Source organism: Fodinibius sp. GM108, assembly GCF_058386985.1.
The window spans coordinates 22987-38298 of record NZ_JBYEIR010000013.1; the positions used below are offsets into that span (position 1 = coordinate 22987).

13 protein-coding genes are annotated in these 15312 nt (G+C 38.2%); 5 read left to right on the forward strand and 8 right to left on the reverse strand.

All coding sequences use genetic code 11. The features are described 5' to 3' along the window. Positions 1 to 334: 334 nt before the first annotated feature. Positions 335 to 1837: a histidine kinase dimerization/phosphoacceptor domain -containing protein gene (locus ACT3ID_RS17875; RefSeq protein ID WP_491543431.1), complete on the forward strand. Its 1503-nt coding sequence runs from the start codon at positions 335 to 337 to the stop codon at positions 1835 to 1837. A 320-nt stretch (positions 1838 to 2157) separates the two neighbouring features. On the opposite strand, the gene ACT3ID_RS17880 is transcribed toward ACT3ID_RS17875, so the two are convergent. The 7 genes from ACT3ID_RS17880 to ACT3ID_RS17910 all read right to left on the reverse strand — a co-directional run bounded on the left by ACT3ID_RS17880 (position 2158) and on the right by ACT3ID_RS17910 (position 9700). After that, entirely contained in the window at positions 2158 to 3201 is a 1044-nt protein-coding gene (locus ACT3ID_RS17880) for a hypothetical protein (protein WP_491543432.1), read from the reverse strand. A gap of 142 nt (positions 3202 to 3343) precedes the next feature. Further along, positions 3344 to 3814, reverse strand: coding sequence for a YybH family protein (locus tag ACT3ID_RS17885; protein ID WP_491543433.1), 471 nt, complete (start codon positions 3812 to 3814; stop codon positions 3344 to 3346). Positions 3815 to 4142: 328 nt separating this feature from the next. Next, positions 4143 to 5681: a GMC oxidoreductase gene (locus ACT3ID_RS17890; RefSeq protein ID WP_491543434.1), complete on the reverse strand. Its 1539-nt coding sequence runs from the start codon at positions 5679 to 5681 to the stop codon at positions 4143 to 4145. Between the two features lie 6 nt (positions 5682 to 5687). Continuing rightward, positions 5688 to 6071, reverse strand: a complete 384-nt coding sequence (locus ACT3ID_RS17895; protein ID WP_491543435.1) for a hypothetical protein — start codon at positions 6069 to 6071, stop codon at positions 5688 to 5690. Positions 6072 to 6499: 428 nt separating this feature from the next. Then, positions 6500 to 7228: a hypothetical protein gene (locus ACT3ID_RS17900; protein WP_491543436.1), complete on the reverse strand. Its 729-nt coding sequence runs from the start codon at positions 7226 to 7228 to the stop codon at positions 6500 to 6502. A 354-nt stretch (positions 7229 to 7582) separates the two neighbouring features. Beyond that, complete coding sequence (locus ACT3ID_RS17905) at positions 7583 to 8119, reverse strand: c-type cytochrome (RefSeq protein WP_491543437.1); 537 nt, start codon at positions 8117 to 8119, stop codon at positions 7583 to 7585. Between the two features lie 732 nt (positions 8120 to 8851). Then, on the reverse strand, positions 8852 to 9700 hold the full coding sequence (locus tag ACT3ID_RS17910) for a DUF5694 domain-containing protein (protein ID WP_491543438.1): 849 nt from the start codon (positions 9698 to 9700) through the stop codon (positions 8852 to 8854). Between the two features lie 495 nt (positions 9701 to 10195). On the opposite strand from ACT3ID_RS17910, the gene ACT3ID_RS17915 reads away from it, so the two are divergent. From ACT3ID_RS17915 to ACT3ID_RS17925, 3 genes are all read left to right on the forward strand, one after another. After that, positions 10196 to 10912 carry a DUF5694 domain-containing protein gene (locus ACT3ID_RS17915; protein ID WP_491543439.1) on the forward strand — a complete coding sequence of 239 codons (717 nt, stop codon included), beginning with the start codon at positions 10196 to 10198 and terminating at the stop codon, positions 10910 to 10912. A gap of 421 nt (positions 10913 to 11333) precedes the next feature. Continuing rightward, positions 11334 to 11855 (forward strand): chemotaxis protein CheW, encoded by a 522-nt coding sequence (locus ACT3ID_RS17920; RefSeq protein WP_491543440.1) that lies wholly within the window; start codon positions 11334 to 11336, stop codon positions 11853 to 11855. 116 nt (positions 11856 to 11971) lie between these two features. After that, the gene (locus tag ACT3ID_RS17925) at positions 11972 to 13888 is read left to right on the forward strand and encodes a methyl-accepting chemotaxis protein (protein WP_491543441.1); all 1917 of its coding nucleotides are present in this window, start codon (positions 11972 to 11974) and stop codon (positions 13886 to 13888) included. Between the two features lie 585 nt (positions 13889 to 14473). Here the strand turns inward: ACT3ID_RS17925 and ACT3ID_RS17930 are convergent. Continuing rightward, positions 14474 to 14911 (reverse strand): hypothetical protein, encoded by a 438-nt coding sequence (locus ACT3ID_RS17930; RefSeq protein WP_491543442.1) that lies wholly within the window; start codon positions 14909 to 14911, stop codon positions 14474 to 14476. 129 nt (positions 14912 to 15040) lie between these two features. On the opposite strand from ACT3ID_RS17930, the gene ACT3ID_RS17935 reads away from it, so the two are divergent. Next, the gene (locus tag ACT3ID_RS17935) at positions 15041 to 15301 is read left to right on the forward strand and encodes a DUF3467 domain-containing protein (protein ID WP_491543443.1); all 261 of its coding nucleotides are present in this window, start codon (positions 15041 to 15043) and stop codon (positions 15299 to 15301) included. The last annotated feature ends 11 nt before the right edge of the window (positions 15302 to 15312 follow it).

Here is a 15312-nt window from a genome sequence, read left to right on the forward strand (position 1 = left end):
GAAGGTCGTTGACTATAGACAACAACCAATGCAAATAAGTAGGCCTAGATAGTTTCAGCATAGACAGATGGACGACACTGCAGATGGTAAAAAAATGCAGAAGATAATTAGGTGCTTATTGTAGATGATCATCAAATAGTACCCAATATTTTCAGTCATTTATTTGAAAAAGTAGATGATATTTTTCAGTAGTAGCTAAAGCAAAGAATGGAGTAGAAGTTTTAGGCTAGCAAATGAGTCTTCCCCTGACGTTTATTTTGATGGATATCGATATGCCTGAAATGGACGGTATCCCAGCTATAAAAAAATTACTGCTAATAATAATCAAGTACGTATGGTAGAACAAACAGTCAATAATGCTAATATTATCGAACTTGTTAAAGAATCAGGAAATGAGTTTACTCCCTTAAATCGTCTTGCCTCCTATATATGTGAGACTCCGGTTTCATTGGTTAACCTTTTGGACCATAATTTTCAGTATACCGTATCAAAAGCCGGAGATTGGAATGGACACATAGTTCCTAAAGAAGAAACAGTGTGTCAGTTTACTGTTGACAGCGAGGAAATATTAGTAATTAATGATACGCATAAGGATCAACGCACCAAATCGATCAAAGAGATTACGGATAATGATTCTCTTCGATTTTACGCCGGTGTTCCTATCAAATCACCGGCCGGCAACAACATTGGCAGTATTTGTGTAATAAATGATCGTCCACAAGAGCTTTCTAAACGACAACGGCAAGCTTTAATCGATCTGGGAAAGGAGGTTGAGGTCCGAGTAAAGCTGTTGAAACAAAAAAAAGCGGCAGAATCCCGGAGCAGTAAACTTCAAGAAGCAGCCGCCTTTTTGGAAAATTCTACTGACCTTCGGTGGGTTTTGAATCCTGAGACATTCAGAATAGTTAAATCCGAAGGAGTAAAAAGTATATTAGGTTGTGATAATTCTGACGTAATAGGAAAGAATTTATTTAACATTATTGAGGAAGTTAATATTCAAAATCATATTAAACAGTGGACTAATGAACAAGATGATCACAGTAAATTAGGTATTCCAGTTAAAGTTGATACCGGTTCAGATAATGAAATTTGGTTAAATATAACTTTTACCAAGTATAATGGAATGCTACTGGCCACCGGACGAGATATTACCAAAAAACATCAAGCTGAAGAGCAACTGAAACACTCATTGGAAGAAAAGGAGATCCTGCTTTCTGAAGTACATCATCGCGTTAAAAATAATCTGGCAGTGGTAAGCGGACTTCTCCAGCTGGAACGATTCCAAACAGATAATCCCGACATTATCGATGTTTTGCGCAACAGTGAATCTAGGATCAAATCCATTGCCAAGATCCATGAATTGTTATACCAAACGAATGATTTCGTTAATGTATTGATGGAGCCTTATCTAAATAAGCTTGTTTCGCACTTGATAGAATCATACTCCTTAGATAAGAGAAAAATTGATATTAATGTGAAAGTCACAGATTTGGCTGTGAATGTAAATCAGGCACTACCAATAGGGTTAATAGTCAATGAACTTGTTGCAAACGCTATCAAACATGCCTTTCCTAATAATTCCCGAGGTGAAATTTTAGTCTTGGCCATAGAAAAAGAACAGGGCATAGTACATGTAGAAGTCAGTGACAGTGGGCAAGGACTGGATTTAAAACAATCCGAAATGGAAGATGAAGGAAATCTGGGATTTACACTCGTACATACTCTTATCAAGCAGCTTAATGCTGACTTGGAGATTCGAAATAATAACGGGACAACGTTTCATTTTACTTTCCAAAAAAACGACAAGAAAGGAAGCGTTAGTGCCTTCAGAAACTAACTTTTAACAGTTATATAAAATAGCAGCCCTTGCCTATCTTCTTTGGTTAAACACTAATCCATTTTTCTGCTCCCAGGTTGTAGAGGTGTTAGGCTGCTGGCATATAATTTCATGAAAGTATGTTTGATAAAATCTTTATCTTTTAAAGGCTCCGATTCGGTGTAAGCCTATTGTCGCCCTGCTGATCTGATAAAAATCTATTCCATCATTCGGAAACGTTTTAGCAGCTACTTCAACCCACAAGCATCATGATTATCTTTGATTAAAACACTCATTCCACTCCTCTTGAGCATTAAATAAATGATATATGAACTCTGGCTTTAATTTCCAGAACCACTTTCCTCTGTTATAGTAAAGGTTTTTAACATATTGTGATTAGCAGGATCAGGTACTTCTGCAATCCACGCATAATCACCCGGTTCTAGGTCCACGTGAAAATAGGCTTTTCCACCTTCGGTCATCTCCATGGTTCCACCCATAAATTCTGCTCCTTTAGGGGCCCGATTAACAAGGCTTCCTGGTTGTCTCCAATCCATCCAGGTTGAGAGCTTATTAAGCAGCTTTTCATCTTCTTTATCATTTAATCTTACCAGCTGCACATTATGGCCTTGGAGGTGAGCGTAAGATTTTTGATCCTTATAAAGTATCTCAATTGTATGACTTCCTTCAGTTAACGGCTGGTCCACTTGAATCCCTTTGGTGGATGAAACAGTCAAGGTTTTTATGGGATGTGGTTTTTCAGTATCGGAGACTTCATCGGTAACGGTTAATTGTTCAACCATACCAATATATGAATGAAATACCTCCTCTTCATTCTTCACATAGCATTCAACAACATATTCTCCCGGTTCCAGATGGACTGTGGTTTCAGATGTCATCCCGGCTGCAGTAAATCCTGGACCACCCATGGTTTTGGCGCCAGGATCAAAAAACCAGGGAGCAGTCTCCGAAATAGTAGCTACCAAACTATCTGTAAATGCATCAAACTCCATATCACCCTCTATATACGGATTAAACACCTTCTGAAATGGTACCGTAATATTCTGGTGAAAATGATCAAGAATAGGCTCACCGGCAGCCTCAGCAGCTTCAATACCTTCCTCCGGAACTTGCCAGATCAAAATGAAATGGTCGTATCCAGAGGCATTATTAAATTGAAATGTCGTCCATCCGGATGAGACTTCATTAGTGTCCATCTCAAAGAGATGTCTATTCTCTTTAGCATCATGAATAGCAGTTACTTCCACCACACTTTCATTTTCTGTTTCTGTCTGTGCCTCGCCATTGTTACAAGCTATCAATGCTGCTAGTGTTAAAGCTAGAGTTAGCGTAACTGCTAATGGACGAAATGTTGAAATGAACATATATTCCCTTTTTACTAAATAATTTATAACTAAAAGAAACTATCATAGAATAACCTCTTCTCATTGTCAAATGACATTTGACCGAACTAATACATATTAGTAAAACCATCTAAGAGGCGGATCACATCAGGTTCCATCTCATTTACTTCATTTCTATGCCTTGTACTAAATCGCGATAAATTCTCCATTCTCCGTCAACATTTTTCCAAATACAGACGTATCGTTCTTTACGAATTTTTTGGCCATCCTTATTAAATACCGTTCCTACACCATATTCATAAGCATGACTCTCAAAGATTTCTACTTCTTGGGCCTTTGGTTCGATGATAAGCCCTGCCCCGATTAGACCTTTGAAAGCTTTTGTTACACCCTCTGTTCCCTGAACCATCCCACCATTAGGAGGGTAAAATTTGGCATCTTCTGTATATAGAGTTTCCGCTAATTCGGCAGGCTTATTATCCTTAATAAATTGCGTAAACTGGCTATATTTGTCGTTGATTGTCTTTTTTAATTCTTCCGAGTTATGTGCCTGAGCATATCCAGTAGTAATATTAGCAATTAACAATAAAGTAATAGGTAGAATCAAATGTTGAATAGTTTTAATCTTATACATAATGTTCTCCATTTAGTTTATATATTATTTTTACTCCTTATACTCTGATCTAGAATTAAAATTAGAGATACAGTTAGGTAAGGTCCCTGACCTAATGCTTAAGAATACATCCGTATTAGTCCATCCTCTACAAAGTATGCGATCATTGCATGTGCCTCTTCGGGGAACCTCATCATCCTCCTTGCCATTACCGCTCTCGACTATTACTTCGGATGAGAAGGTACCATGAAAGCGTTTATATCACAGTTTTTGAATGCTTCTAGTTGATGTTGAACTGGATCTTCCATAATGGTAATTCCCCTTTGATTATATTTAGTATTGCTTCTATTTATTTTACTTTCTTTTTTATATGATCCGAAAGCCTTAGTGTTAATGCTACAAGCGTTAGCGTAGGATTGGCTGCCCCGGCAGTAGGATAGCAGGCTGAGCCTGCCACGTATAAGTTTTGAATCCCGTGTACCCGACAATTTGAATTCACAACTCCTTTTTTGGGATTGTCACTCATCCTGGTCGTACCCATGTGGTGCCAGCCTCCACTCGTGCCTTCCGGCCACCTTATCTCATCCGGATCTCTGATGAAGTCTCTAAATCGGACCCTCCCGATCCCAGCTTCCCCCACCTGATGAGCGATTAGGTCATGCATTTTCCGGATACTCCTCCAATCCAGTTCGGTAAGATCCCAATGGAGATTGGCCCGGGGGACACCTAGTGCATCCGTCTCCGGCCCGACGGTCACGCGTGAGTCTGGGTTGGGAGACTGTTCAATGCGCGTTTTCAGCTCGTAAGCCCGCGTTATAGCCCCGTCAGCTTCTTCGGCCTTTTGAAATGCTTCTTTCCAGTTGCCAAACATACTTTCAGCCGCTTTCCGTGGGTCCTCGTCATTCCAGGTTTCCATGGCCGGTTTTTCATGCTGGCCAAAATCGAGGGGTACCAAAGCCACCGTGCCGTTTAATAATTCCTCCTCTTTCTGAACTGTCTCCGTGAAACCCAGTTCGGCAGCAGGATCCTCCAACCCATCCTCGTATTGGTCATATAGGGCAGAATTAAAAGGTTCAAACAGCCACAGTTCAGAGGGATAAATTTCAATATGTTCCATAAAATAGCGTCCAACCAGATCATGGTCATTGCCCAATCCGTTAGGTGCCTGCGAGTTGGAGGCAAGCAGGAGCCGGGCATTCTGAATGGCCCCACAGGCAAGGATGAAATGATCAGCCTCTACCGTATGGGTTTTCCCAACATGATTTTTAACCTCTACTTTATTTACGGCGGATACGGATTCGTTGGCAGAGATATTTACCACGTTGGCATAGGTGTAGAGTTCTATATTGTTGGCACCGGTAATCTTATCCCGGTATAAGTCCCCGTATCGGGCGTCACTAAACTGCCATATCTTGTTTCTAAAGATATCGTAATCCAACGGGAGAGGCTTCATGTTCGACATCTGCTCTTGCCAGTGTTCTACGGCATATTCATGGGGACCCAAATTGAGCTTTTTGTGGGCACGCGCGTAATAAGGATCAAGATCCTTTTTCGAGAGGGGCCAACCGCTGTTGGGTACCCACTCTCTTTTCTTGAAATCTATCTCATCGAACGGGGAACACAACCCTCCCCAATGCCCGGTCGTCCCACCGAAATAGTGAAGGCGACTCGATTTTAGGGGATAATACGTTTGCCCGGTGGTCTCCCCATCGTACAGATCCTGTACCTCTTCATCATATTCGAATCCCCCGCCTTCCAACAGAATTACCTTATGGGAGGTGCCGATCCAGTCCAGGGCCATGCTTATTCCAGCGGCATCCGCTCCAACAATACAGATATCACCACGGATCGTTGAATTATCTTTCAGCTCTCGGGCATCTATATGCATAATGGATTAATTGTTTTGTTCAAGGGAATAGAGGGCACACTGGCGGGCTTCGGTTTGCGAGATTATCCAACCATCTACCATAACCGTATTGCCGTTTTCAAAGTCATGAGCAATTCGCCGTTTCATAAACTCAGGAATGGCCGTACTGTCGGCAGGAGCCTCAGCTGATAGCAAACGTACTAATGTTCGCCGGTTAGCTTCGTCGGGGGTTTTTTCGAGATAAGCATTACCGATGGACTGTAGTTGTTGGGGATCACGGATTCTAATTATTGTCCCCGGCTGGGATAACGAACTCGGATATTCAACAGATCCTCTGCATCCTTTTAGCGAGGGGAGGGCTATAGCTAAGATCCCTGCAGAAGAAAGTTTTATGAACTTGCTTCTTTTCATCTTGTACCCCCAAATTTAAACCTAAAGCTAATCGTTAGTAACTTCCAATCCCTATTAGAAGTTATAAGACAAATTAATCAATGATCTTTATTCATTCACTCCTGCTAGTAAGACCTTTTCAGAAACAAATCCTTACAACGTGCCACCCAAAACAATAAAAATTTAATTATTTATAGATATTTATTAAATAATTTAATTAGCATTGCCTGATGAACATTTCCTTTTAAGCCATTAATCAATGGAATCAGACTACTGAATTAATAATCGGATACACTAATTCTGTCAGCCAAGAGGGATATACAAATCCATAGATCTGACTCAGCAAAGAAAAACGAAGAATTTTAAACACTAAAACTCCAACCCAATAGAGCTTCCCACACTGCCAGCGGTCATATCAAATAGCAATGAACACGGGAGAAAGACTCAGATCATAATAAATAATCTTTCAAAAAGTATATAGCAACAACGGCTGTCCCGATTAGTGTGGCTTGGTTAATATGTTTATCATTGTAGAGGTCATAAGCCCAAATTGGTCCAAGCATCAGGATATGTAAGATTTCATTACTCCATTCCCCGATTAGGATCCCCCAGCGGCTAGTTGCAGCATTCACTAACACAATGGTAGCAAAAATCATATATCTCTTATGAGCTGCTGGATAGGTTCTAAAGTAATACCCAAGACCTATAAGTATTGTAAATTGCGTAATCGAAACAAATGATGAATTCGTAGTAAAAGCAATTGGAAATACATCTGACCAAGCGATAAGATTTTGTCCTACTGCAGCCTCTATTTGTACATACGTCATAAATAACCCAACACCTACCATAAATATACCTAAAAGAAAGCCATATTTACCTAGCTTTATATGTGTTCTTGTATTATCTCGGGCTACCCAAAAAGTTTGGGTTAAAAGAAGTACCATCCATGCCATAAATACAACAGCGTGGAAGTGAATTTCCCATGATATTTCAACAACTCCGAAATCAACAGGTTCATGACCCAGAAACAAATTGCCAAAGTAGGTCGGCCAAAAACCGACTATAACGATTAAGGACAAATAAATAGCCATACCCACAAAGAAGGTAAGCGAAAATGTAGATTCCTTGCTTTTAGTACCGATATCCGACATTTTATTTGCGCTAACTTTTTTTCCCATCTTGCCCCCCTTTTTAATAATTTTGATCAAAATTTACATCTAAACAGAAAAAACAATTAGGCAGTCTAACATTTACTAAATCATATACGCAACTACTCCTGTTAGTATGACCATCGAAAAGGCTAATTCTTAATGGCTTGGCGAGCAAGTATACCTAACTTACTTCTCACTAGCCTCACCATGAGGATAGCCCCTCTGGCCAAGCTAACTACAACCAGCTCCTCTGACGAGTCAACAAAAAAGTTCTCGTAAAAGAAACTTCCCCACACATAGCTGCAAACACTATCAAGCTCACCACGTTCTTTTAGATTTCTCGTAATGCCAAATCCGAGTCCGAATCCTCCGTTCCGAGATCTACTCTTTATCGTTTTTTACGGCCATATTTTGAGGCGCCATTCTTATAAATGGAGTATCGGGACTTTCTCCTGGTCCAACATTTTCGGGTGTTTTCATTCCCTTTGTCTCAAGCGAATTGATATAGGCATAGATAGCTCGCATATCTTTTTCGCTCATCTGGTTTACATTCATCCAAGGCATGGGAGGAAGTTTCTTGCGGGTTCTCAACATTTTCACCCATTGCTCTTCTGAAAGATCCTGAACCAACAGCCGCAAGTTACTCGCATAAGTGGTGCCCCAAGGACCGCGGAATCCCACGTCCCATCCAGTAAGCCATTGTTCTTCGGGAACATTCCCTTCCTTTAGCATATAACCGGGAGTGTGACAATCGTTGCATCCCCCAACTACGATCAGATATTTGCCTGCTTCAACTGGTGTTTTCCCTTTGACATGGTTTGGGTCAAGCGACTGAGATTTTGATAGCTCGGCGTCCGTAGCTATCACCAAAAAAGCTACACCCACTACAAAAAGCACTCTGATGTATATCTGCTTCATAATAACCTCCCGCTGTTTGGTTTTACAGATTATTATAATCGACCTTTTTTAGCCACTCCTTATTAGTAAGATCATAGCAAATAACTTTGTGGAATTGCCAATGGTAGAGGTCGATTACGTCATATCGGAGTTGATGTATTCATAATGTTTAACAGACCCACTGAGATAATAATACTCCTATAATACATCTATTTGTACTACATATCCCCTCTTTTCCCTTAATTTTCCTAAACGCTGAGCGGACCTTGCTTGTGCTATTGTTGATGATCCACCTTCCTTTTACAGAAACAGCTAACCAAAGCTTGCTTTTAATGCTCACCATAGTAAGACCGTCAAGAAAAGCAATCCTTACAGAAAAATTTACATTTACTACAAATTACCTACCTCCACTTACTGAAAAATACGTACTTTCCCTTACCAGTACCTCTCCTTAGACACACCCACAGCTCAACACCCCCTGAATTGGCAATACAAGTAGAGTAAAAAAAGCAGCATGTATTATAAAAGAAGTGAAGTTACTATCAATAACTTCACCACAAAATCTACAAGTTCTCTCTTCAACGGCTATTTGTAAGACCGTTTCGAAGGTAAATCCTTACAAAATTTTTTAATATGCCTTAAAATTCATCTCAAGCTTATGTACTGTTAACTTCATACTTCAGTTGTTCCCCACTTAGGATAACCAAATGGGTAGTTTTGAACTATTAAATGGAATTGCCTACTAACTCTACCTCACCTCAGATAATCGAATGTATCTACCATCTTGTATTTTGGATCTCTACTCATAAAATCTCTAAAAAATGCCGTATGACTTGCTCCCATCAAGATAAATACCCTGTCATCTTCATCTAATTCAATACGATTTAAATTCGAATACATCCTCAGATTTCTTTGATAGTATTTGGCGGCCTCATCTGCTCCCTCATATCCATTTTCGGTCCCAGCATGGGTTAGCATATCTGCATTTACAGCTATAAGAAAATCCAAATATCTGTCATTGTTCATCAATTCAAGTTTTCCCAATAAGCTTAAACTATCTCGTTCAATATCTACAGGGGGATAAAATTTTAGAGGATCTTGATAATATCTATCGTGCCATTCAGGATCTATTTGGTTACTGATCTCTTGTCCGATTCTATAGTTATATCTCATTTTGTGATCAATACCGTAAATTCTTTCTGTACTACTTAATCTTCCTAGCTCATACGCTAAAAGTTCTATTTCGGAGGGGTTTTCAAAAATCATGTCAGGATTGTTGACATAGGAATTGTATTCCTCCTGAAGTTCTACATTGCGGTGAGGTTCCAACTCCACTAAAATCACAGTAGGTTCAAAGTCAGATAGTTTTTTTGCAACTGCATGAACTTTTTCTTGGTTCTCTTTATCCTCTTCGTCAAATTCTGTTTTATTAGCATCATTTGTGAAGCCCATATGAAAAGTGCCAAAATTCAAGACTTCAACTTTATTATTGGCTTGCTGAAGCTGTTTTTCATTATTTGGTGAGTTTCCTGTTTTATCTTCACTACAAGAAAAAAGAAGTATAATTCCGAAAATTACTAAGGATGGTTTTAAATATTTCATTAGATCTTATTTTGTTTCCTAAAATGTTGATTAAGATTATTCGCCCTATCCTGACTCTAGATAAGCCGCGTACGAAAAAAAAGTTGATTTGTTAGGAATGCGAACGAAGAGTTAAAAGACTAACAGGAATTTATAGTCCAGCCCTGTTTATGCTTGCTTTTTTTATGTGAAATCTTGTATTGATCATCTTCATGATGTGCTTATATAACATCAGATATTTTTTGGTGAGCTAAAACTCCAAAATAGTCTAATGAAGTTGTTTTCGTTAGTGTTTTCAAGATTAACCGATCGGTCTGATATCGTTAGAATGATGATTGGCAGCTTGATATGTAATAAAATCAAACGTAACAATAAAAAATGCTCTCCGTATTTTTGTTTATAAAACTTAATAGTAAGACTTAACAACATTTCATTGTCATGCGGCTTACCACAACATTTTTGTTAGCTTTAATTTTTATCGTAGGGATAAGGGATAGTATATCACAATCCACTCGTATGAGCTCTAATAAAACGCAAGTAATGATATTGGGAACATACCACTTTACTCAAGCCCCTGAATATAAAAATGTAATGTCGCCCAATGTACAGGAAGAAATAGAGTCAGTAGTTGATTCTCTTTATAACTATAAACCTGATAAAATCGCATTGGAAGCTTTGTATGAAGATTCTGCCAAATATGATAGTTTGTACAAAAAATACCGCTCTGGAGCACATACCTTAAATAATAATGAACGTCAGCAACTAGGTTTCCGACTAGCAAATTTACTAAATCACGATTCCATTTATACTATTGATTACAAACAATCCTGGCCCTACCATGAAGTTATGTCATGGGCAAAAGAAAATAGGCCGGATTTCATTCATTATTATGAGGACTGGAAAAAAAGCTTAAGTAGTTACCAAGATAGTTTAATGCGTCGGACAACTGTTGGTGAGTATTTAAAGTGGCTGAACAGTGATGACTATCAGAATCATTTGAAGGATGTACGAATGAAAAGATTAGAACTGGGAGCAGGTTCCTCTTATATAGGCTTAAAGCCTATTACCTCTTCTTATGAACGAAATCTTCGCATTTTTGCAAACCTTGTTTCTATTGTCGGTTCGGCTGATCGAATTTTAGTAATATATGGATCAGGCCATTCCTATTTTTTACGTGAATTCGTTGAACTGCATCCTCAAATGGAAAATGTTAAGCCTGTCGACTTTTTGTAAACTGTACAATCTAAAATAGACAGTTACATCAGCTCCTTTTATTAGTGGCAAAACTTATTAGCTCTGTACATATACGGTGCACCTCTTATAGTATCATTTAAGCTGAAACTGCTAATGCCTCTCCCCTAGTTAAAAGCACATTCCTCCCATATAAGTTTGTGCAGCTTGCATTTTGGATAGGTTGGGAATAGTAAAGGCTCACTTAATATAATGCTGTTCAAATAACACTGATATTTAATAATAAATGTCTTATTACATTTAAAAGTATATTTAATAATCAAATTAACCTAAATAATTTAAGTTTATGGCCTTTACCCCGATAAAAACTGTGAGTCAAGAAGAACTCAGAGTATTTAGGCTTTGAAAACATTATTACAAACGCAACCTAACGGAATAGAAGGCCCATTTACAATTGATAATTATGAGTAATACAGCAGTTAAACAGGCTGAACAAAAAACGGGTTCAGAAAGGAATGAGAGGAAATATCTAACCTTCTTTTTGGGTGAAGAAGAATATGCGTTAGAGATTATAAAGATACGTGAAATTATAGGTCTTTTGCCTGTTACTCCGGTCCCAAATATGCCTTCTTATATAAGAGGCATTTTGAATTTGCGGGGGGAAATTGTTCCAGTGATGAATCTTCGTTCCCGTCTTGAAATTAATGAAATTGAAGATACAGACGAGACATGCATCATAGTCTTACAGTACAAAAACATAATGATGGGAGTGGTGGTCGACAAGGTTTCTAACGTCGTAGATATTGAGGCAACAAAGGTAGAGGACGTACCCGATGTAGGAATTGATAAACAGAGCAAATACTTATCTGGTATAGGCAAATCGGGGGACTCTGTTAAGTTGATTATTGATGTAAATGAATTGCATTACAATATACCTAACAAAGTACCCTCACATGATACATTTGATGGAGAGAAAGCAAGTTAAATTATTAATGCTAATAAAAACATCTAGTAGGTAAAGCGATGAATTTATTAAATAAGTTTTTAAACAGAACAAGATCAAAAGTAGATAACCAGGATTGGACTATTCAGAGTAGAATTATGTCTTTGACAGTCACTGTCACCATAGTTATTCTGATGTTGGGAGGAATAGCAATATATTCTTTCAACGTAATTGATGGTTTTGCCAAAGAGAGTAATGACAAGTTTGTTCCTCAATGGAACGGAGCAAACACTTTGGATCAGGTGGTAAGAACTGTAGATAACGAATTCTTGCGATACACTAAAAACAAGGATAATTCACTTTTTAAACAGTCTGTATCAAAATTTGAGCAGGTTAATAAACAAGTTGAAGATCTACAGTTGCTTTCGAATAGATATGATCTGACAGTATTAGAAAATAAGTTAGGAGGAGTTAAAAAAAGCCTTTCTAATTATAAACTTAGCCTTGAGAATTATTATCAGGCTTCTGAAAATCTCCAGGAAGAAAGAAATAAAGTTGAAAAAGTTTCTGAAGAACTGATCGATTTCCTAAATGATTACTTGGAAAATCCTAATGCAGTAGAACTAGTATCTGTTTCAAAACTTCAAGTAGAACTTGTCCAAAATTCAAAACGCATTTTGAAAGCAGTTGAAGATAACGATCAGAATCAATGGAAGGAAATATCCGATGTTTATGCAGAAGTACGTCAGGAGATAATTTCAATGCGTGATACTATGGGAGCTGGAACTAGCAGAAGGTCTTATTTTGATGATGCTATATCAGTTTTGGATCAGAACATTAACGCTGTTAATACCATGCGAGAAGCAAACGATAATTTATTAGAGGCTTCTGCAAATTCTGATGAAGCTTATCAAAGCATAAAGGATAGTGTAGAAGTTTTATCAAATACTGCCAGAGAAAATACCAGGGAGCAGTCGGAAATGACAATGGCAACTACGAGCCAATATTTATGGGTGATTATTATTAGTTCATTGGTGGCTATATTAGGAGCACTGGGATATGGGTTTTTTGTTAAAAGATCTATCAACCAGGTATTAAAGGGTATGATCGTACGTCTTAACGGTGGTGCACAACAAGTAGGAGCTTCAGCAAGTCAGCTTTCGGTTGCAAGTCAGCAGTTGGCCGAAAGTTCCAGTGAACAAGCCGCCAGTCTTGAAGAGACGACTTCTTCAATTGAGGAAATTTCATCTCAGTTAACACAGACTGATAAAAATTCAGATGAAGCAGAAATGGCCATGGAAGAAGCTAAACCCAAAGTAGAAAAGGGAGTAGAGGCTATGAATCGAATGAAAGAAGCAATGAAAGATATCAGAGAATCTTCTGATGAAACTTCCAAAATAATTGACACAATTGATGATATAGCATTTCAGACCAACTTGCTAGCATTAAATGCTGCCGTTGAGGCGGCACGGGCTGGTGAGGCAGGAAAAGGATTTGCCGTAGTTGCCGAAGAAGTTCGCAATTTGGCTCAGCGCAGTGCGAAAGCAGCTCAAAATACTTCAGAATTAATTGAAAATTCACAGGAAAGTTCTAAGCGGGGTACCGAGGTTGCTAATGAAGTTTCTGAAAACCTATTGGAAATCAAAGAGAGCATCGATAATGTAAGTACTCTTGTCGTAGAGATTGCTGCAGCTGCTAAAGAGCAATCCGCAGGAGTACAGCAGATAAATGCAGCGATGACCGAAATGGATGACACTGTTCAGGGAAATGCTTCGGCTTCCGAAGAAACTGCTAGTTCAGCAGAGGAGCTTTCTTCTCAATCTAAAGAGCTAAATAATATAGTAAGTCAATTGTCGGAATTAGTAGGTGGTATAGATAATAAGTTGGAAAAAACGGCCGCTGTTACAAGCTCTTGGAAGAAGAAAGAAACAAATGGTCATACTGAGAATAGTAGTACATTCGGTCAGAATAGCTCAAAGAATGAGCAGTATCTACAAGCTCAAAAAATGAATGGGGGCAATGAGGGAGAGGAGTTAATACCTTTCGAAGAGGATGATGATTTTAGCGAGTTTTGATATATGGCGAATATTTCAAAAACCCAATCAATCTTACGGTAAGTAAGTTCATCTTTCGTACTTAATCGTAGAAACTTTAGCCACTTTGCGAAAGCATACAGCCGGCGATTGAATCACCTAAAAGGTACAACGAACTGCTATACGACGCTCAGTCCTTATTAACCAATGAAATTCAGTAGCTCATTTATGTTGGCTTCCAGAAACAACTAATAATATAAATTCATGTTACAATGAAAGAGGATTAAAAAGGATAGTATTGGCAGAATTATAACCATATCATCATATACTAATTAAGGAAAGGCCTAGATAGAAGGAACAGCGAATTTGACTGTAAACCTGTTTCTTTCTTTTGAATAGACTTTAGCCCTTCCCTTAACATATGCTGTGTTACGATACAATTTTTAGCGAATCCATATGTAGTATTCTGTATGGAATTTCTATTATGAATAAAGAAATGGGTAGAATAAATTATCTTCAACGTTTTTAAAATAGGTGAAACACATTAATGTTTCATAAGCTTTTACACTAGGACAGAACTGGAGTGGATTGTTCTAACAACTATCAGAAAAGAGTAATAAGCGGAAGTTAATAGTACTCTACTCGGGTGGTCAATTGACCTTTGTTTTGCCCATCCGGTACAGAAGTAATTGTCGATTTTCCAGTTAAACTTAACGTTAATCTCCCATCACTATCAGTATCCTCCTGAACTTTGGTATTAATATCCCAAGAATCAGTTTTGTTTTCCATTTTAATCACAGGATCAATATGGATTAAATACTGTGAATCCTGTGGAAATTTCAGGCTATAGTCTCCTAGAGATAAAGTCTCTGTTGTTTCCTGTAGCTGATCGGTAATATCCGTAACTATATTACTAACAAATACAGGCGCTGAAATAACCTTGACTGTGATGGTCATTACAGCTTGAGCACTATGCTGTGCATGAGTTTCAGAGTTCCCAAATAATATGAGTAGAGATGTCGCCGCAAATTTGAATTTTTGACGAATTTTCATCTTCCAACTCATAGGTATGATATTCTAGAAGCAAATGAGAATGATCATCTTATATGGCAACCTGCCAGTTTGGAAATTGATTAATTTCTTTAAATTTAAGGCCTTATTTTTTACTTAGAAAGTTTAAAAAATCTGTAACCAATGGCTAATAACAAAGATAGAAATCCAGAAGAGATAACGGAACTTGAAGTATCAGCCGAAGAGGAAGTTGCCCGAGGTGTATATTCAAACCTGGCACGAATTACGTTTACTGAAAATGAATTTATTTTGGGTTTTGTGCTAAATATCGAAAATGAAGCTCATTTAGTTTCTCGGGTCATTGTAAGCCCTGACCATATGGAAGATTTGAGCGAAGCAATCCAGAAGAGTATAAAAGAGTATAAAGAGGAGTTTGAAGAATAAATAGCACTTGT